Below are 19,170 nucleotides of genomic sequence, written 5' to 3'. Positions count from 1 at the left end.
CTCCTTTTATTACCAGGACGCGCACTAGATAAAACTACCTCGGGGAGGTGGAGCATCTTCACACCTGGAATAGATCCGGTGCCCCGTCATTGCGCGTAGAGTCTTCGCGTCGCTAAATAGGCGGATAACAGGACTTTAGAGATAAGCATTTGCGGTATGTCCCCGCTAGGATAGGAGTATGAGCGATATTAGTGAATTGCGTAAACCTAAAGCCTGGATGAGCGATATGGATGGGGTGCTGGTGCACGAATCCGTGGCGCTACCAGGAGCATGCGAGTTTATTGAAACTCTAAAAGCAAACAGTATTCCGTTCTTGGTACTGACCAACAACTCTATCTATACCAACCGCGACCTATCGGCACGGCTGGCATCCTCGGGATTAGAGGTTCCCGAAGACCGCATCTGGACTTCGGCTAACGCTACTGCCGAATTCTTAAATAGCCAGTCCCCCAACTCTACGGCTTTCGTCATTGGAGAGGCCGGTTTAACCACTGCGATCCACGAAACCGGTTATATCATGACTGAAACCGATCCAGAATATGTAGTCCTGGGTGAAACCCGCTTCTACGATTTTGTGAATATTACCAAAGCGATTCGACTAATCGAAAAGGGCGCGAAGTTCATTTGCACCAACCCGGACACTACCGGTCCTTCCGAGGACGGAACTCTGCCCGCGGTGGGTTCAGTGGCGGCAATGATCACCAAGGCTACCGGGCGCCAGCCCTATTTTGTGGGTAAGCCGAATCCGGTGATGTTCCGGGCTGGACTCAATAAGCTGGGTGCTCACTCTGAGGATGCGGCCATGGTTGGTGACCGCATGGACACTGATATTCACGCCGGTGTAGAAAGCGGCATGGATTCTTATTTGGTACTTTCGGGTTCTACTGCCCGGGAAGATATCCAGAAGTTCCCCTATCGCCCCAAGGCAGTTTTTGATGGGATCGGGGATCTACTACCTCTACTTGGATAGCCTGGTTAGTACACCTAACTGACGGTTAAATCATTAGGGGTGGCTCCCGGCCATTGGCCGGGAGCCACCCCTTTTCAGTACCTGATTATTCTAGTCAGTTAGCGTCCTCAAAGTAGCTACCATCACGGCTTTAATGGTATGCATCCGGTTTTCTGCCTGGTCAAACACTACAGACCGTTCCCCGGAGAAGACTTCGTCGGTTACTTCTAACGCTTCTAGCCCCGTTTTTTGGTAAATATCCTCTCCCACGGTGGTGGCGCGGTCATGGAAAGCCGGCAGGCAGTGCAAAAACTTTGCCTGCTCCCCTGCCGCGGCCATTAGCTGCGCATTCACCTGGTAGGGCAAGAGCAGCTTAATCCGCTCATCCCAGACTTCTTTCGGCTCCCCCATCGAAACCCAAACATCGGTATACAAGAAGTCAGCATCTTTAACCCCAGCTGCCGGATCATCGGTATGGGTGATTTTAGCACCGGTTTGAGCCGCAATTTCATGGGCTTTATCTATCCAGCACTGTTCATTCCATAGCGGCTTCGGCCCGATAATCCGCACGTCCATGCCCATCATCGCCCCGGAAATCAGCAGCGAATTCGACATATTATTGCGGGCATCCCCCAGGTAGGCAAAAGAAATATCACGCAAGTCTCGCCCAGAATGCTCCATCATAGTGAGCTGGTCACAAAGCATCTGGGTAGGATGCCACTCATCAGTGAGACCGTTCCAAACCGGCACCCCCGATAGGCGCGCCAAAGTTTCTACGTCTTCCTGGCGGCGCCCGCGAAACTCAATCCCGTCATAAAAACGCCCCAGCACTTGCGCGGTGTCCGCCATAGATTCCTTATGCCCAATCTGGGAGGCCACCGGGTCAAGAAAGGTTACATGTGCGCCCTGGTCGTAGGCAGCTACTTCAAAAGAGCATCGCGTGCGGGTAGAAGTTTTTTCAAAAATGAGGGCGATATTTTTCCCTTTTAGATAAGGCTGTTCAGTTCCTGCATGTTTGGCTGCTTTTAGCTGCGCCGCCAAATCCAGCAGATACCGCCACTCCTCGGCGGTGAAATCGAGTTCTTTTAGAAAATGGCGACCAGATAGTAATGCCACAGTATAACCTTTCTATTTATTTCTTTCCCCTGTCTAACTGGGGTTTAAAGCTAGTTGTCGATGGCTTGGCGCTGAAGCGGACAAGTCATACAGCGCGGCCCTCCGCGCCCACGCCCCAGTTCTGCACTGGGAACTTCCAGAACCTTTACCCCCTGGGAACGCAAGTAATCAATGGTTTGCCAGTTACGGTCATAGGACGTAACCACATTTTCACGAAGCGCCAGCAGGTTACAGGCATCATTCCATTGCCCGCGTTCGGCGCCACTATCAGATTGCGGGGTTTGCAAAATATTAACCGTGCTAATTCCCGCCGCCTGGGCAATAACTTCATGCATTTTGGCTTCCGGGTGCATCTGCCAAGAGATTTGACCGTCTGCGCCCCGGCGAGCAGTAACACTCGGCAACATCCCCAGCTTCTTGTATTTATAAAAAGTATCCCGGTTGACCATAGTTAGCACCGTGTCCAGGTGCATTTGGGCTCGCTCCATCGGCATCAGCAGTCCCGTGACCATTTCAACTGACGAGGACGGATCCAGCAGCAGGCGGGAAGCAAGGCGCTCGAAACCGGCAGGACTGGTACGTTCCGAAATCCCGACCAGTACCGAGGTGAGAGACAGGACTTCCACATCTCCGCCTTCACAGGAGGCAGGAGTGTCGGCTAACCCCGCGCCAAACTGGGTAAGACATTCGTTAAAATCTGGATGAAACCGGTAGATAGCCTGCAGGTTTAAGGTTTCGCGGCGACGGGCAGTCTTTTTCATGGCCGAGAGCATTACTCCCCGGCCAATCCAGGCGGAAGTATCCCGAGTGAACAGGTGGTTAGGGAGCGGCGCTAAGATAAAATCTTCTGTTTCTACTCGCGCCAAAACGGTGGAGGCTACCGCTCCTAATTGAGACTCAATTTCTGCGCGGGTAAGCCCGCTAATCAAGATTTGAGCCAGCTTCTGGCTCTCCTGCTCTGCCAGGAACTCTCTAAGCGGAGCGCTAAGCGCCACCCCTAAATGGCGATCATCGATAGTCTGTTCCAACAGCCATTTTCGTGCTGGCGCTAAGTCTAAAGTCTCGGCTAAGAGATCTTGCAGATACACAACTTGCGTGCCTTGGGAAGCAAGCGCCGCGCTAAAGGTATCGTGATCTTCACGCGCCTTCTCTAGCCACAAAATATCGTCAAAGAGTAGTTCCTCGCGATTTGAAGGAGTCAGGCGGTCAATTTCGCTCCCGGGACGGTGTACCAGTACTTTTTCTAGTTTCCCGACCTCGGACCAGACTCCACGCATCATGGATTTCCCCTTGCTAGATTATCTGCAAGCCTATGTTATCCCATTAGACGTTAAAGCCGAGAGCGCGTAACTGTTCGCGACCTTCTTCCGTAATCCGATCCGGCCCCCACGGCGGCATCCACACCCAATTGATTTGTACTCTGCTGGCCATTGAACCAAGCACCCATTGGGTTTGTTCTTCCAACATATCGGTAAGCGGACAGGCAGCCGAAGTGAGGGTCATCTCGACGATTACTGCCCCATCGGCTTGAATATCTACCCCGTAAATCAATCCCAAATCTACGATATTAATCCCCAGTTCCGGGTCGATTACATCCTTTAGAGCCTCCAGCACGTCCTCCTCAGTGGGCAGCGCCCCCGCCGGAGGAAGCGCAGCAGATTCTTCGGCAGATGTAGGATTCTCGCTTCGGGTATCAGCAGCGGGTTTAGCTGACTGGTCGGCGGGGTTATCCGCTTTCGAATTGCCCGTCTCTAGCTCCTGGTTCTCGGCGTGATGATGTGCCTTAGAAGGCTGAAAAGGGCCGGCATTTTCATTACCAGCAGCCACTTCCTGAAAGCGCTGGGGAACTTCAGAGGTATTTTCCCAAGGACGTTCTTCACTCATTTTCCTGCCTCGCTTGCGTTTTGGCGATTGATTCTCTAAGTGCCATCCACCCTAAAAGGGCGCATTTAACCCGGTTCGGAAACTTCGAGGTTCCTTGCAGGCTGGCGGCATCTTCGAGGGGATCTAGTATTTCGTCGGGAACTTCTTGCCCTCGCGAATGCATCATTTGGTCAAAGTCTTTCCAAAGCTGCTCGATTTCCGCCAGAGATTTCCCTGCTACCAGGTCATTCATCATTGATAGCGATGCTTGCGAGATAGAACAACCCTGCCCCTGCCAAGCAAGACGTGACAGCTTATCCCCCTCTAAAGCCACTTCTAAAGTAACCTCATCCCCACAAGTAGGATTAACTTGATGGGAGGAGATATCCGAAGGTTCTACCTGAGCGCTGCCGTGTTTTTCCGCGGCGTGATCCATAATCACCTGTTGATAAAGCTGATCCAGAGCCGAAACCATTAATTCCCCCTCAAAAAGAAACTACGCACTACCTCTAGACCCGCAATTAGACGGTCAATATCTTCGCGGGAAGAAGCCAAAGATAAAGATGCCCTACAGGATGCTCGCAAACCGTAGTGCGCGTGCAGCGGGAGGGCGCAATGATGACCCACCCGAATTGCTACGTCCTCAGCATCTAGGACTTGACCGACGTCATGGGGATGAATCCCCGCGAAATCAAAAGCCGCCAGACCGACCCTTTCCCGGTAGTCAGCCGGCCCTAAAAGCCGCAGACCTTTTACAGTCGCCAATCCTTCCAGCAGGTACTGGGTCAAAGCCAATTCGTGGCTACGAATCCGCTCCATTCCCACTTCCTGCAGGTAATCGAGCGCCACCGCCCAAGCGTGAATCTGGGCTACCGCTTGCGAGCCGGCCTCGAAACGCTCCGGGACAGGTTGGAAACTGGTTTTATCCATGGTGACATCGGCGATCATAGAGCCACCTGCCAAGAAAGGTGGCAATTGCTCTAGCAATTCTCGGCGACCGTACAGGGCTCCAATACCGGTAGGACCTGCCATTTTATGCCCGGAAAAACAAGCGAAATCCACGTCTAGAGCCTTAACATCTAGTGGCATATGGGCACTGGACTGGCAGGTATCTAACACTACCCAAGCTCCCACCGCGTGAGCCGCCTGGATAATAGGCGCTATGTCAGTAATCGCCCCCGATACATTAGAGGCGTGAGTTACCGCCACTACCTTGGTGTTAGAAGTGATCGCGTCTAGAGTATCGAGATCGATACGCCCTTCGCGGTCTAGATCGAGATAAGCGAACTCGCATCCCGTGCGCTGGCTAAGTAACTGCCACGGCACCAAGTTAGCGTGATGCTCTGCCCTTGTAGTAACTACCCGATCACTTTTACCGATCAGCGGAGCCCCGCCATCAACCCCGGGGTTAGACAAGCCGTAGGCCACCAGATTTAGTGCCTCAGTTGCGTTCTTGGTCCACACGATTTCTTCCGGGCAAGCCCCCACAAAGCCAGCCAGTTTTGCGCGGGCGTCCTCGAAATATTGGCTAGATTCATCGGCTAGCAGGTGAGTACCCCGATGCACCGCTCCATTAGAGTTTTCGTAAAAAGCGTTTTCGGCCTCGATAACGGAACGCGGTTTTTGAGAGGTCGCCGCCGCATCTAAATAGACAATCGGTTTTCCTCCCCGCCCGATGCGGGAAAGAATCGGAAAATCGGCGCGCAAACGCGCCAGTTCCGTATCGGAAAATGGAGAATCCATTAGCTTTGTCCTCTCAAAAACCAGCCACTTACCAGGCCACTAAACTGCGGCTTACAGGTAAGAGTCGTACCCGCTGGTTTCTAGTTTGTCTGCCAGTTCGCTACCTCCGGAATCCACGATCCGCCCGTTGGCGAATACGTGCACGAAGTCCGGCTTAATGTAGTTCAGAATCCGGGAATAGTGGGTAATTACCAGCAGGCCGCAGCCGAGTTTTTCGTGGGCGTGATTAACCCCGGCAGACACAGTACGCAAAGCATCAATATCCAGGCCAGAATCAGTTTCATCCAGAATGGCGAACTTGGGGTGCAGAATCTGCATCTGCAGGATTTCTAACCGTTTCTTTTCCCCGCCCGAAAATCCGGCGTTGAGGTCGCGGTTAGCAAACTGGGGGTCTACCCGCAGGTCTTCCATAGCTTCTTTAAGCTCTTTTACCCAGGTACGCACCGGCGGAGCCTGTCCATCAACTGCAGTACGGGCGGTACGCAAGAAGTTAGAGACGGTGACTCCGGGAACCTCCACCGGGTATTGCATTGCCAGGAATAAGCCGGCACGTGCTCGATCATCCGGGGATGATTCCAGGATATTAACCCCGTCTAGGAGCACTTCCCCGCCCTCAATATGGTAACCGGGGTGACCGGCAATCGAATAGGCCAGAGTAGATTTACCCGAACCATTCGGCCCCATAATCGCGTGCTTCTCCCCCGAATTCACCGTTAGAGAGGCACCCTTAAGAATATGTTTTATCCCTTCGGGAGTTTCTACCGAAACTTTCAGGTCTTTAACTTCTAGTTTCCCCATTTATTCTTTTCCTTTACTGCGGCTGCAGGCGTCGACATAAACCGCCTGTCCTTTAATTTCAAGCTGATAACAGTTAACTGGCTCGGTGGCCGGCATAGTCGGCTGTCCGGTGTTGAGATCGAATTGGGCACCGTGACCCCAGCATTCGATCGAGCAGCCTTCTACGTCGCCCTCGTCTAAAGCTACGTCCCCGTGAGTGCAGAGGGCATCGATGGCATGCCAGCCGCCATCTTCATCGCGCACCACTGCGATCGGGATCTTTTTTCCCCGCGCGTCAGTTACTTCGGCGCGCAGAGCCTCGGCGGGCTCCAGGGCACTAAGGTCGCAAACTTTTTCTAGGCTCATAGCGGATCCGGCCCTTTTTCCAAGCGGGCATCAATCGCGTGGAGCAGACGCTCTTCAATCTCCTCAATCCCGATTTGGCGAATCACTTCCGCGAAGAACCCATGCACCACCATTTTGCGAGCAATATCTTCGGGTATACCCCTAGAGAGCAGGTAGAACAGTTGTTCCTCGTCAAAGCGTCCGGTAGCCGATGCGTGTCCGGCTCCCGCAATCTCGCCGTTTTCAATTTCTAGGTTAGGCACCGAATCGGCTTTAGCACCCTCGTTTAATACCAGGTTGCGGTTTTGTTCATAGGAATCAGTGTTGAAAGCCTGCTTACCAATCAACACATCCCCAATCCAGACTGCGTGTGCCTGCTGGCCTTGCAGTGCCCCTTTATAGTGCACATCGGAGCGGCAGTTTTCCGCGCTGTGGTTGACGAACAGACGATGTTCTTGATGCTGATCCGTGTCGGTGAAGTAAACACCGAACAGTTCAACTTCCGCGCCGGGTTTATCCAGTTCAATGTCGGGACAAATCCGCACCAGGTCGCCACCCAAAGTAATCGCAATATGCTTTAGCTTGGCATCTTTTTCCACGCTCATGCGGTGGTTACTGGCGTGAACTGCCGTTCTATCCCATTCTTGGATAGAAACAAATTCTAGTTGCGCTCCAGATTCCACATCGATTTCTACCCCCTGGTTCAGCTGGGCATCCCCGGTGTGCTCCAGGATCACCAGAGCTTTCGCATCCGGTTTCACATCAATGCAGATATGTTGAGCTGCCGGCTGCCGGTTTTCCCCGATCACCTTAATACGTACCGGTTCGCTCAATTCTTCCGCGATTACCACGTTCACCAGCTCGCGGTGATTATTCCACTCCACAACGGCAGCGCGATCACCAGGCGCCCCTACTTTTCCATGGATATCACTGTCAGCAGCTATTTCCACATAGGAGGACGTGCCTAGCTCTACCCGCTCAGTTTCGCTCACTACCTGCCCGGCAACTTCAACGCGGGGAGCCTTCCCCTCTAAAGCATCCGCGAGCAGCATTTTTATCCGCTCTAGCGGAGTGAATCGCCAATCTTCCTCGCGTCCGCCAGGCATGGGGATATCGGCGAGGTTAAACGAGGTGGGACGATCCGCTCGGGAAGGAGCCGCGACTACTTTATGGCCTGTCTGCTTTTCCATCTCGGCCATTACCCCACCGATCCTTCCATTTGTAGTTCAATTAGGCGATTAAGCTCTAGGGCGTACTCCATAGGAAGTTCCCGCGCGATCGGCTCAATAAAGCCGCGCACAATCATTGCCATCGCTTCCGTTTCACTAAGCCCCCGACTCATTAAATAAAAGAGCTGGTCAGCGCTAACTTTAGAAACCGTAGCCTCGTGCCCCATCTCGACATCATCAGTTTGAATATCCACGTAAGGGTAGGTATCCGTACGGGAAATCTGATCGACCAGCAGCGCATCACACACTACTGAGGCTTTAGAGTGTTTCGCCTCAGGTGCGATCTGTACCAGGCCGCGATAGGAGGAACGACCCCCGTTACGCGAAATCGATTTCGAGACAATCGAAGAGGAGGTATTAGGCGCCAGGTGCAGCATCTTGGCGCCGGTATCTTGGTTCTGTCCCTCTCCGGAGAAGGCTACGGACAGAGCCTCTCCCCGAGCATTCTTTCCGGTCAAATAAACCGAGGGGTACTTCATATTAGTTTTTGACCCCATATTGCCATCGACCCATTCCATAGTGGCGCCCTCTTCACAGATCGCGCGCTGGGTCACCAGGTTGTAGACGTTAGTCGACCAGTTCTGAATGGTGGTGTAGCGCACCCGGGCATCCTTGAGGCAGAAAATCTCTACAATCGCGGAGTGCAGAGAATCAGATTTGTAGATCGGCGCAGTACACCCTTCCACGTAGTGAACGTAAGAGCCCTCGTCAGCAATGATCAGGGTGCGCTCAAACTGCCCCATGTTTTCGGTGTTGATCCGGAAATAGGCTTGCAGCGGAATCTCTACATGTACCCCTTTGGGTACATAAATGAAAGATCCCCCCGACCACACGGCGGTGTTCAGGGCAGCAAACTTATTATCCCCGGCCGGAACGGCCTTGCCGAAGAACCGTTTAAAGAGATCTTCGTGTTCGCGCAAGGCAGTGTCGGTATCTAAAAACACTACTCCTTGTTTTTCCAGGTCACCGCGGATCTGATTGTAGACCACTTCCGATTCATACTGGGCGGCTACCCCAGAAACCAGGCTTTCACGCTCCGCTTCTGGAATCCCCAGCCGGTCATAGGTTTTCTTAATATCCTCGGGCAGGTCTTCCCAGGAATTGGCCACCTTATCGGTAGAACGCACAAAGTACTTAATCTGATCCATATCCAGATCAGATAGATCCGGCCCCCAGTTCGGCATGGGTTTACGCTCGAAAACCTTCAGAGCCTTCAAGCGACGCTTAAGCATCCATTCGGGCTCGTTCTTCTCGGCAGAGATAAAGCGCACCACGTCCTCATCAAGGCCACGCCGAGCGCTTTGCCCTGCTGCATCAGAGTCGTGCCATCCGTACTCATATTGGGTGCCAATTGAGTCAATAACCTGCTGGTCAGCAGCCTCTTTTTCCTCTTTTGTGGCAATCACCGGCGGTGATGATGTCATTTGTGTTTTTGTTCCTTCTTGTCGTTTCTTCCTGCCCTAGTCTGCCATGTTCACCGATTTACGGAGAATTTTGGGAGAAGGAAACACTATCGGCACCGAGGTGGTGCACACATGCTCCCCATCCGCCAAAGTCGCTAATCGTTGCACATGCACGTCTAGTAGACGCGAAAAAGCTTGGGTTTCCGCTTCACAAAGTTGCGGAAACTCGCCGGCCACTTCCTGTACCGGGCAATTACCTTGACAAAGCTGTACTGCGAAACCGCCATTGCCTACCTCGCGCACCGTAGCGGCATACCCATCGGCGGTTAAAGCATCGGCGAGGGCACGAGCCCGAGCCCGCGGATCTGACCCCGCCTCTTTAATCAGGGGGGCGTAACGCCTTTCAATATCGCGAGAATGAGCGGCGGCGAAGGTATCAATCCCGTCTGGCCCTGCAAGCTGTTCTATAAACCCTAAAGCCCTGCTGGCCAGTTTGGAATAATCTTCACTCAGTCCTTCGCGCCCTTTGCCAGTCGCCACATAATGACGAGCCGGTCTGCCGCGTCCGCGCTTGGTATGGCCATAGGTCTCATAGACTGCGATCCTATGCTCGGATTCCAAAGCGGTGATATGGCGACGCACCGCTGCAGTTGTCAGACTTAAAATCTTTGCCAGATGGGCTGCGGTGACGGGGCCTTTTTCAACAATTAGGTCTAAAACTGTTTGCCGGGTCGGTTCCGTTTCACTCACGCTTCCCTCCTTGCCAATAGACTTCAATAAGTCTAACGTATTTTAGAAACACGTGTCTTGCAAAAATAACCAGTGTTAGACAAGTGTGGCCGGGGCAACAAGCACCCTAGGTGCAAACCCGAGATATTAGACCTCCACTCCGGGCAGCTTAGCGGTTTTCTGCTTGTTCGCGTTTAGCTGATTTTTCCGCTTACCTTGGGATATTTAAGGGATCCGGGTTGAAGGGCGCGCCAGCTTCTCGCAAACCTGTCCACCCCTGCCGTAAGGCCGCAATTACCGCCAAGATAGAGGCCATAGCAGACGGGTTGTGTAGATCGCCAGCAAAGAGGGCATCTCGTGCCTGATCCAAAGAGAACCAGGCAGTTTCCATATCCCGTTCTTCCTCACAGGCTTCGAAACGCTTACCGGTGGCCTCAGAAATCCCTTGCGCCACAAACACTCGCAGATGCTCACTGCTTCCCCCCGGGGAAGTAAAGAAATCCACTAGTACCTGCCAATTTTCCGCCTCAAGATTGGCTTCTTCCCAGAGTTCCCGTTTAGCGGCGCTGACCCGATCCTCCCCGGCATGATCCAACAGTCCCGCCGGAACCTCCCAGAGGAATGCGCGCACCGGATGGCGGTATTGGCGGACTAATAAAATCTCCCAATCCGAAATCTCTCGCGAGGACGGATCTGCCCCAGCTACCGGACGCACTGCCGCAATCGCCACTGCCCCGGGATGGGCAAGATAGTCCCGCTGAGCAGCAGGCTCGTCGGTATGTAGCTGCACCTTATCGGTTACAAAATCAAACACATTTCCCTGGTAGATCAGTTGATGATCCCCTACTGGGTAGTTAAAAGCCTCATCGCGCAATTCCATATTTTCCCCCTTGCCCACGGTCTAGATCCTAACTATTGTCCGCTCTGATTACCCGAGTTAGCCCCGTCCAAAAAGTCCGAGGCCCCCTTCCCCGCAGCACGATCTCGCTTTTGTTTTCGTAGCTGCGGAATCAGCAACGGACTCATTATTAGCGCGCTAATCAGCGCCGCAATCGCGGCGGCCACAAAAGTTCCCACTACCCCCGGCCACAGCCCCATAAAAAACCCGGATACCCACCAGCCGGCAGCCGCCGCTAGCAGCGCCAGCAGAAAGGCTTTCAAAGCAGCTGTTCCGAGACCGCTCACTGCTTGCCTGCCCGCTAACTGCCGCAAGCCGATTATTAGCCCCACAGCCCCCAAAGTCATACCTACCGATTGGGCTAGCCCCAGAGCCAGTAAAATCCCATTTGCCCGATTAGAGACCATTTCGGGTAGGACGGCACCCAAACCCCAGGAAAGTCCCGCAACCGTAAGCCAACCGGCAGAGGAAGCCACCACCGCTTGACGCGCCCCTCCCAAGGCATAAAGTACCCGAGAAACGTGATAGACCAGCCCATAGCCCACGATTCCTGGCGCCATCGCCACTAGCGCCCATAACATCCCTGGCACCGGATTGATGCGGGTGAAAATATCGGTCACCGGACGCGCCAAGGTAACCAGCAGCGCCGATCCAAAAAGCCCAACGATGGTGACTAAACGGGTAGAGGCAGCACATTCGGGATTGAAAGCGGCTGTTCCACCCTGGTGCAATAGTGAAGATAGCCGCGGAAACATCGCAGTAGCGATCGGCACTGCCAGTACCGCGTAGGGCAGCATATATACCGATTGAGAATATTGATAGATCGGCAAAGAGCCTTCCGCTCCATAGGTACGAGTCACCAGAATAATCACCAGCACCGAAATCTGCTGGGCGATCAAAGACCCCACTCCCGCGCCCGCTAGGCGCATCGCTTTGCGTCCTCGTCCTTGGCCTAAATGTAAAGTGGGACGCCAACGAATCCCCAGACGGTAGATAGGGATGAACAGGGGAAGGCTCATCGCCGCTACTCCGGCAGTAGTTCCCCACCCCAGGATCAAGATGGCGTTATGAGCCACTTGTGCAGGATCAGAAACCGAGGGAGTAAGGTAACCAAAAATCGCGTAAGTAGTGATTACCACCAGGGAGTTAAGCAGCGGGCCTAAGGCGGGCAATAAAAACTTTTCGTGTGCCTGCAAAATACCGGTGCCTACTACACACAATCCATAAAGCGGAACTTGCAGCGCAAACATTTGCAAGAATACGCTGATCAAATGAGCTTGCAGCTGGGGGTCAACCCCTTGGGGACAAGGCATTACCTGCCCGATCCAAGGTGCCAACAAAAACACCGCCAGCCCTACCGGACTAAGTAGTAGTAAAGCCCAGGTAATCAGGGCAGACGATACCCGCTGCACATCTTTATGCATCTGATCTGCAATCGGGCCAGCCAAGATGGGGATGGTGACTCCCGCGAGCGCTCCCCCCGCTACCACCTCGAACAAAACGGTAGGTAGCTGGTTTGCGGTGGAGTAAGCGTTCGCGAAGGCTCCGGTGCCAACCCAGGCTGACTGGGTCAGCCAGCGGCCGAAGCCAAAAATTCGCGACAGTAAAGTGAGAACGGATATCATCCCCACCGCCGAAGCGAGAGCGGGTAGCTTCTTCTTTACCCCGGGGTTTTTCACCGCCGACGTCCTAGTTGGTCAATAGTTCGCAAGCCCGGAGTTTTTGCAATTACCTGCGAGAATGAAATCTTTTCACTAGCGGCAGTGAGGGCTAGCACCCCGAGGACGCCGATAATTTTCCCACCGGTGCCAGTCTTTTGAGCCCAGGCTGAGCCTAGTAAGGCCCCCAGGGCATTAGCACCGGTATCCCCTAGCATTTCTCGCTCCCCCAAGTCGGCAGGTAATGCCAGCGCACTGGTAGCAATAGCTCCTGCTGCTAAGGGGGTTGCGGCATCTTTAGCCGGAATAAGCGGCAGGGCTGCTAAGGTGGCAACTTTCAAGCAACGCCCCGGGCGCAGATCAAATAGGTTCGCCAAGTTAGCGCTACCCGCAATCAGAGTAGTATCCAGTACCCAGGTACCCAGCCCGGTTCCTCGCGAACGCCCTATCCCGAGCGCCCCCAAGGCAGCGCCAGTGCCGATCCCCACTATTTTCAGGGCTCCGGTAGTAACTTTTCCCTGCGAAAGCGCCTGTAGGTGACCATGAAATCCCTTTGGTACCGCCGGTTTTTCCTTTTTTATTTCTGAGGTTTTGGGAGAAGATCCGGGAAGCGGTGCCGACTGTGCAGCCTGGCTATCTGCAGCCTTATCAGGCAGGTCAGCGCGAGTGTCATCCAAATAACCCAGAGCAGCCCCGGCCGCTACCGGTAGCATGGTGCCTACTCGCGCGGGTCGATCTGCAGCTAACGAAACGCCAGTTGCCAGACAGGCGGCGGCAACTTTAATTCCTCCTGTAAGCGAGACCGTTTGCCCATGAAAATTTTGCCGCCGGTAGCGCCGGGAAACCTGGGGGGACAGGTGGTGAAGCAAGTATTTCCGGGCTAAGAAAAACCCGGCTGTGGCAGATATAGCTCCCCCGATTGCGCGTGCCACTACTGTCCCTCCACTTTAGCTTGCGGAATTGGGGGAATAAGTTGGGTAGCGTAATGCTCGGTGCCGTATGCCTGGTTATTTCCGGCTTCATCAGCTAAAAGAGCAAAGGGAGTAGAAACATTGCTCATCACCGATCCGATGCTATCAACCGTGGTAACTTCAATTTTTTCGACGCGAATCTGCGATAAATAGTCACCTTCGCTTTGGGCACTGCCTACTACTACCGTCCCTTTGGGAAGAGCGAGGTTAATACCTTTCACGAATTCTAAATCCGGTTTGAGCTGCGGATCCTGCCCTTCTTTTTCCTTGCTTTCCGCGGTGGCGACCACTATCAATTGCGCCGGATCAGTAACTGCCGAAGCGGAAATTAAGGGGGTATCTCCCGCCGAAAGGCTAGTTACCAGGGTCTGTATTTCTTTGTCGGAACTGGTCAGCCCCATCCCCAAAGCGGTTGCCAATACTTGTTGGCTAGAAACTTTCGCGTCGGCTTTATCTCCCAATTTGCTGGCTAAAGTAGAAGCTAAAGTCTCACGGTAGGATTGAGTATCTTCATTAAACCAGGAGTCCTTCACGGTAACCGAGTCAGTGATAGCAGCGCCTGCCATCTTTAACTGCGCATTTATTCCGTTCACGGCCTCATCACTTACCCCGGGCATTCTCACTACGGCTACTTTCCTACCAGTCATAGTGCCCGGAGTTACCTTGCGACCCAAAACCCCGATATATTCATTGGAGCTATTTGCCTGTTTCACCAAATCTTCATTGGCCTGACGCAGCTCAGTTTGCTGTTTAGATAGCGCCGTGACTTGCCCGGAAAGGGTATCGGAGATTTTCCCCTGCAAGGGGCCGGCTCCCAGAACCACCCCCATTGTGAGCGCGACCAGCACGGCCATCAATGATACTAAGTGATAGCGAAAATCAATCATTTTTCTCCTGCCTTGGTTAGCCCTTTAGTGAGGGAGCGACCCCGAATAGTTGACGGAAAAAGTCAATCAAATCATGCAAATAGATACCGGCAATCCCATAAAAAGTCTGCCCCACGGGGGTAACTGCTAGCGAAATTGCCACTGCCCCCACCCCGACCAGGGCGAGCAGTACCGTCTGCCAGGTAGATATTCGCGGCTGATAAAGCTGGGACACTCCTTTCGCGTCTACCAGTTTTGATCCCACTCGCAGGCGGGTAAGGAAAGTAGAAGCCATTCCGGAGCGTCCCTTATCTAAGAATTCCACCAAAGTCGCATGGGTGCCTAGAGCCACAATCATTTCCGCACCTTTATCGTCAGCCAGCAGCATGGCGACATCCTCGGAAGTGCCGGTCGCGGGGAAGAGCACGTGGGGGATGCCTTCTCTTTTCAATCGTTCCGTACCGGGAGCTTTACCATTCCGGTAGGCATGCACCACGATTTCCGCTCCGCAACGTAACGCTTGGTCAGAGACAGAATCCATATCTCCAATAATCATATCGGGGGTGTATCCCTGTTCCAGGATGGCGTCGGCTCCCCCATCTACTCCCACTAATACCGGTTTATATTCGCGAATATAGGGGCGCAAGGAACGTAAATCCTCTTGATAATGGTAGCCACGCACCACAATCAAAGCATGTTTACCTGCGAACTTGGTTTTAACTTTGGGAACCCCAACCCCATCTAGGAGGAGATCGCGCTCGCGGCGCAAATACTCCATAGTATTAGCGGCGAAAGCTTCAATCTGGGTGGAGACTCCTTTACGCGCCTCCTCTAAGTCGACAGCGATAGTTCCCGGAGTCTGCAAGACTCCCTGTGCGAGTAGCTCCCCCTTTTGGTAGACCGCATTGCCTTCTACGGTGACCGTGCTGCCTTCTTTCAGGTTCATGATCGCGCTACCTAGATCATCGATCAAGGTAATACCAGCATCAACAATGATGGAAGGCCCCATATTGGGGTAGCGTCCGGTAGTTGATTTAGCGGCATTAAGCACCGCGCTAGGGGCGGCAGCCACCAGAGTTTCTGCTGCGATCCGGTCAATATCAGCATGATTAATAACCGCGATTTCACCGGCTTGGAGCCGCTGAGTCAGATGCTTAGTTTTCTTATCTACCCGCACCCGGCAGCTAGAGGCGGGTTCTGCTGCTTTCGTTTTGCTCCGTCTAAAAAGTCCCACGGGTCAACATTACCCCACGCTACAGGCGTTAATCAGTTCCCGAGCGTGGTCAAGGGCAGATTTCGAGTCCGCTTTGCCGGCCAGCATTCGAGCAATCTCACGTTCTCGCTTGCTACCTGCAACTTCTCTGACCTGCGCAATATCGTTATTTTTCGACACAACCAGTTGTTTATCTGCCCAAGCCGCTACTTGGGGAAGATGCGTTACCACTATCACTTGCGCGTGTTTTGCTAGTCTAGCCAGGCGCTCGCCCACCGCGAGCGCAGTTGCCCCTCCGATTCCGGCATCAACTTCATCAAAAATAAAAGTAGGAGTCCCCTTAGCTAGAGACTTAGCGGCCAGGGTAACTTCCAAAGCCAACATAATCCGCGAGAGTTCACCCCCGGAAGCTCCTTGACCCAAGGGACGAATCTCCGCGTTAACGCCCGCCCGCAGACCAAAAGTCACCTGGTCGAAGCCATGAGAGTTGGGTTCAGCAAGCGATTTCAGTTCGATATCGAATCCGGCGTCCGGCATCTGGAGGGCAGCGAGTTCTCCTGCTACCTCCTTTTTCAAAGTTTTTGCGAGGGCGAGGCGCGCGCGAGATACTTTCTTTCCCAGCGTTTGTAGCTGCGATGCGGCTTTTTCCAGTTGTTCTTCCAGCACCCTGCCCTGGTTTTGCGGCCCGGACAGTTGAATAATTCTGTCTCTGGCAGTATCTGCCCAGGTTAACCAGCTATCTAAATCTTTTGCCCAGGTGCGATAGGCGTGACGTAACTGCGAAAGGCGACTTTGTGCCTGATCTAACAGCGCAGGATCCGCCTCGAGATTTGAAAGGTAGGCTCCAGCCTCGGCCGATATATCCAAAATGATTGAGGAGGCATCCCGGAGGCCACGCACCAATTCGGAAAGTTCTTCATCGCTTTGGGCACCCTTTTCCAGCGCTTGAATGGCCGCGCTCACCAGGGAGGCGGCCCCGGCAGAGTCGGAACCATCTCCCCCGAGATAGTTATAGGCCGCTTGAGCCGCTTCTCTAAGGTCTTCTACATTACCCAGTCGCTCAATCTTGCGGAGCAGATCGTCTTCTTCTCCCGGCTCTGGTTGCAGTTTTTCCTGCAGTTCTACCCCTTCTTTTAGCCGAGAAACCTCTATCTCCCGTGCTTGACGTTGGTTTTCCCAATCTTCTAACTGGGTTTGCAAATCCCGCCAAGATGTATAGGTGGCGCGAAATTCTGTCACCAATTCTTGATGCGCCGATCCCCCAAAAGAATCCAATAGCGCTAACTGTCGTGCCCCGCTGCGTAATCTAAGCTGCTCAGTTTGCCCATGTATCGTCACCAGTTCCCTTCCGATCTGGGATAATACTCCACTGGGAATGGTGCGGCCACCACCGTGACAGCGCGAACGCCCTCGAGCAGGAACCATGCGGGCTAGTATGATCTCTCCGTCCTCAACTAATCCGCCCGCCTCGGTAAGGAGCGCCGCTGCCTGCGAGGAACTGTCGGTAACAAAAATGCCCTCGACCGCCAGTTCTTTTTCTCCATAACGTACCAAGGCAGAGTCGGCTTTTTTACCGAGCAGCAAACCGATAGAAGACAACACCATGGTTTTGCCTGCCCCGGTCTCCCCCGTAAGCGCCGTAAAACCGGGTGAAAAACTCAGTTCCGCTTGCGGGATGACCCCCAAATTTTTGATAGTAAGCTGGTCAATCATCATCTATCCCAGCGAACGCCAGCCTTTAACCGGCAATTGGAACTTATGTACCAGGCGCCCAGAGAAAGGCGTATCTAGAATCTGGGCTAGCATTACTGGCGCTTTGCCTTTAGTTGCCCGCATAGAGGATGCCGGGGGTACTTCATGGCAACGCAAGCCATCTAGCCACAGCTGCATGGGGGTACGCTGATCAGGCAGTACCGAGATTTCCATAGTGGATTCGGGGGATACTACCAGCGGACGAGTAAATAGGCCGTGTGCGCCCAGAGGCGAAACCACTACTGCCTCTACATCTGGCCATACAATGGGGCCGCCAGCGGAAAAACTATAGGCAGTGGAACCGGAGGGAGTAGCCACAATCAAACCATCGGCACCATAGGTGGTAATGCCACGTTTATCAATCCCCAACCCCAGGTGGGAAGGGTGGGCGCGATCAGTAGATAAAATCGCTGCCTCGTTAAGTGCCCAATCGTTTATTTCCTTGCCATCTGGCAAAGTGACGGTAACGTCTACCGTCATACGCGATTGCACCGTGTAGGAGCCGGCCACGATATGATCAATAACTTCGGAGATTCTATCGGGCTCTACCTCGGTTAAAAACCCGGTGTGCCCCAGATTGATTCCGATTAGGGGAACTGCTTGCGCACGCGCGTAGCGAGCCGCTCCTAGTAAGGTGCCGTCTCCGCCCAGGGCAATTACAATCTCGACAGCGCCGGAATAGGTCTCATCTACCGGGGTTATCCCATGGCTACGCAGCTCTTGGGCAATATTATCGGCGGTTTTTTCCAGATCAGGGCGCGAAAGGTGCCGGATTACCATCACGTGCCGCTCACCCATATGCTTCTCCCCTTTTCGTGGTGTACTATTTCGTTTTTTCTTGCCCGGCAGGACCATTTTCAATCGCGCAGCGCACTAGCTGCCGGATTTCGTCCTCACCGGGCATCATCGCGCCCCGCCCTAGGTATACAAAGTACTCTACATTTCCGGCCGGCCCGGGTAACGGCGAAGCCGCCACCTGTTTTAATCCTAACCCGTTTTCCTGAGCCGCCGCGATCACTGCCAGCACTGTGTGGAAATGATCTTCGGGATCACGAACTACCCCTCCATCCCCCAAATCTTCGCGGCCGATTTCAAACTGCGGTTTTACCATCAAAAGGTATTCAGCATCTTCAGTGGAAGCCCTAACCAGGGCAGGTATCACTAGTTTCAGGGAGATAAAAGACAAATCTCCCACTATTAACTGGGCAGGTTCCCCAATCTTTTGCGGATCCAGGTAACGGATATTGGTACGATCATGAACTTCCACCCGCGGGTCTTGTTGCAGACTCCAGCGCAGCTGGCCATATCCCACATCTACAGCGATTACGCTTTTCGCTCCCCGCCGCAATAAGACATCGGTGAAACCACCGGTAGAAGCCCCGGCATCTAGGCAGCGTTTACCTTTTATAACCGGGGCGTCTTGACCCAAAATATCGAGGGCGCCCGCCAGTTTATAACCGCCGCGAGAAGCATATTCCTCATCCGGGCTGTCAGCTACCACCACCGCTTGGGCAGGATCAATCTGCGAAGCAGGCTTCGGCATGACTCGCCCATCGACACTGACCCTGCCAGCGGTAATCAACCGAGCCGCGTGCGCACGGGAAGTCGCTAAATGACGACGTACTAGTTCGCGATCTAGCCGACGCAGCCTACCCATG

18 protein-coding genes and 1 pseudogene are annotated in these 19,170 nt (G+C 53.6%); 1 reads left to right on the top strand and 18 read right to left on the bottom strand.

Going from position 1 to position 19,170, the window contains the following annotated elements; translation table 11 throughout:
- The first annotated feature begins 178 nt into the window (after window positions 1-178).
- The gene (locus tag ACZ5BI_RS03170) at window positions 179-970 is read left to right on the top strand and encodes an HAD-IIA family hydrolase (protein ID WP_316087003.1); all 792 of its coding nucleotides are present in this window, start codon (window positions 179-181) and stop codon (window positions 968-970) included.
- Between the two features lie 90 nt (window positions 971-1,060).
- Here the strand turns inward: ACZ5BI_RS03170 and argF are convergent, their stop codons facing one another.
- The 18 genes and pseudogenes from argF to ACZ5BI_RS03080 form a co-directional block, all read right to left on the bottom strand.
- Window positions 1,061-2,065, bottom strand: coding sequence for an ornithine carbamoyltransferase (gene argF, locus ACZ5BI_RS03165; RefSeq protein WP_464896633.1), 1,005 nt, complete (start codon window positions 2,063-2,065; stop codon window positions 1,061-1,063).
- 50 nt (window positions 2,066-2,115) lie between these two features.
- Entirely contained in the window at window positions 2,116-3,345 is a 1,230-nt protein-coding gene (locus ACZ5BI_RS03160; protein ID WP_464896632.1) for an arginine deiminase, read from the bottom strand.
- 43 nt (window positions 3,346-3,388) lie between these two features.
- Window positions 3,389-3,799 (bottom strand): annotated as a pseudogene (locus tag ACZ5BI_RS03155) (metal-sulfur cluster assembly factor); the annotation flags it as partial.
- Window positions 3,800-3,941: 142 nt separating this feature from the next.
- Window positions 3,942-4,403, bottom strand: a complete 462-nt coding sequence (sufU, locus tag ACZ5BI_RS03150; RefSeq protein ID WP_464896631.1) for a Fe-S cluster assembly sulfur transfer protein SufU — start codon at window positions 4,401-4,403, stop codon at window positions 3,942-3,944.
- Window positions 4,403-5,671: a SufS family cysteine desulfurase gene (locus ACZ5BI_RS03145; RefSeq protein WP_464896630.1), complete on the bottom strand. Its 1,269-nt coding sequence runs from the start codon at window positions 5,669-5,671 to the stop codon at window positions 4,403-4,405. The genes sufU and ACZ5BI_RS03145 overlap by 1 nt, the downstream gene beginning before the upstream one ends.
- Before the next feature lie 51 nt (window positions 5,672-5,722).
- Window positions 5,723-6,469 (bottom strand): Fe-S cluster assembly ATPase SufC, encoded by a 747-nt coding sequence (sufC, locus tag ACZ5BI_RS03140; RefSeq protein WP_024059091.1) that lies wholly within the window; start codon window positions 6,467-6,469, stop codon window positions 5,723-5,725.
- Window positions 6,470-6,814, bottom strand: a complete 345-nt coding sequence (locus tag ACZ5BI_RS03135; protein ID WP_415933360.1) for a non-heme iron oxygenase ferredoxin subunit — start codon at window positions 6,812-6,814, stop codon at window positions 6,470-6,472.
- A complete protein-coding gene (sufD, locus tag ACZ5BI_RS03130; protein ID WP_464896629.1) occupies window positions 6,811-7,992 on the bottom strand; it encodes a Fe-S cluster assembly protein SufD in 1,182 nt (393 codons plus the stop codon). The genes ACZ5BI_RS03135 and sufD overlap by 4 nt, the downstream gene beginning before the upstream one ends.
- Complete coding sequence (gene sufB / locus ACZ5BI_RS03125; RefSeq protein ID WP_024059094.1) at window positions 7,992-9,446, bottom strand: Fe-S cluster assembly protein SufB; 1,455 nt, start codon at window positions 9,444-9,446, stop codon at window positions 7,992-7,994. The genes sufD and sufB overlap by 1 nt, the downstream gene beginning before the upstream one ends.
- 36 nt (window positions 9,447-9,482) lie before the next feature.
- Window positions 9,483-10,175, bottom strand: coding sequence for a helix-turn-helix transcriptional regulator (locus ACZ5BI_RS03120; RefSeq protein ID WP_278605914.1), 693 nt, complete (start codon window positions 10,173-10,175; stop codon window positions 9,483-9,485).
- A 190-nt stretch (window positions 10,176-10,365) separates the two neighbouring features.
- On the bottom strand, window positions 10,366-11,034 hold the full coding sequence (locus ACZ5BI_RS03115) for an NUDIX domain-containing protein (protein WP_238127675.1): 669 nt from the start codon (window positions 11,032-11,034) through the stop codon (window positions 10,366-10,368).
- A gap of 32 nt (window positions 11,035-11,066) precedes the next feature.
- Window positions 11,067-12,731, bottom strand: a complete 1,665-nt coding sequence (gene murJ / locus ACZ5BI_RS03110) for a murein biosynthesis integral membrane protein MurJ (RefSeq protein WP_464896628.1) — start codon at window positions 12,729-12,731, stop codon at window positions 11,067-11,069.
- On the bottom strand, window positions 12,728-13,642 hold the full coding sequence (locus ACZ5BI_RS03105) for a hypothetical protein (RefSeq protein WP_464896627.1): 915 nt from the start codon (window positions 13,640-13,642) through the stop codon (window positions 12,728-12,730). The genes murJ and ACZ5BI_RS03105 overlap by 4 nt, the downstream gene beginning before the upstream one ends.
- Window positions 13,642-14,568 carry a copper transporter gene (locus ACZ5BI_RS03100; RefSeq protein ID WP_278608966.1) on the bottom strand — a complete coding sequence of 309 codons (927 nt, stop codon included), beginning with the start codon at window positions 14,566-14,568 and terminating at the stop codon, window positions 13,642-13,644. The genes ACZ5BI_RS03105 and ACZ5BI_RS03100 overlap by 1 nt, the downstream gene beginning before the upstream one ends.
- 16 nt (window positions 14,569-14,584) lie before the next feature.
- Window positions 14,585-15,781: a putative cytokinetic ring protein SteA gene (steA, locus tag ACZ5BI_RS03095; RefSeq protein ID WP_238127678.1), complete on the bottom strand. Its 1,197-nt coding sequence runs from the start codon at window positions 15,779-15,781 to the stop codon at window positions 14,585-14,587.
- Between the two features lie 9 nt (window positions 15,782-15,790).
- Window positions 15,791-17,476, bottom strand: coding sequence for a DNA repair protein RecN (gene recN, locus ACZ5BI_RS03090; protein ID WP_238127679.1), 1,686 nt, complete (start codon window positions 17,474-17,476; stop codon window positions 15,791-15,793).
- On the bottom strand, window positions 17,477-18,310 hold the full coding sequence (locus ACZ5BI_RS03085; RefSeq protein WP_278610896.1) for an NAD kinase: 834 nt from the start codon (window positions 18,308-18,310) through the stop codon (window positions 17,477-17,479).
- A 25-nt stretch (window positions 18,311-18,335) separates the two neighbouring features.
- On the bottom strand, window positions 18,336-19,169 hold the full coding sequence (locus tag ACZ5BI_RS03080; RefSeq protein ID WP_238127681.1) for a TlyA family RNA methyltransferase: 834 nt from the start codon (window positions 19,167-19,169) through the stop codon (window positions 18,336-18,338).
- Between the last annotated feature and the right edge of the window lies 1 nt (window position 19,170).

The organism is Varibaculum sp. GTC20041, assembly GCF_055387755.1.
Note: the sequence above shows the minus strand (reverse complement) of the source record. Positions and strands in the feature narration are given on the sequence as shown.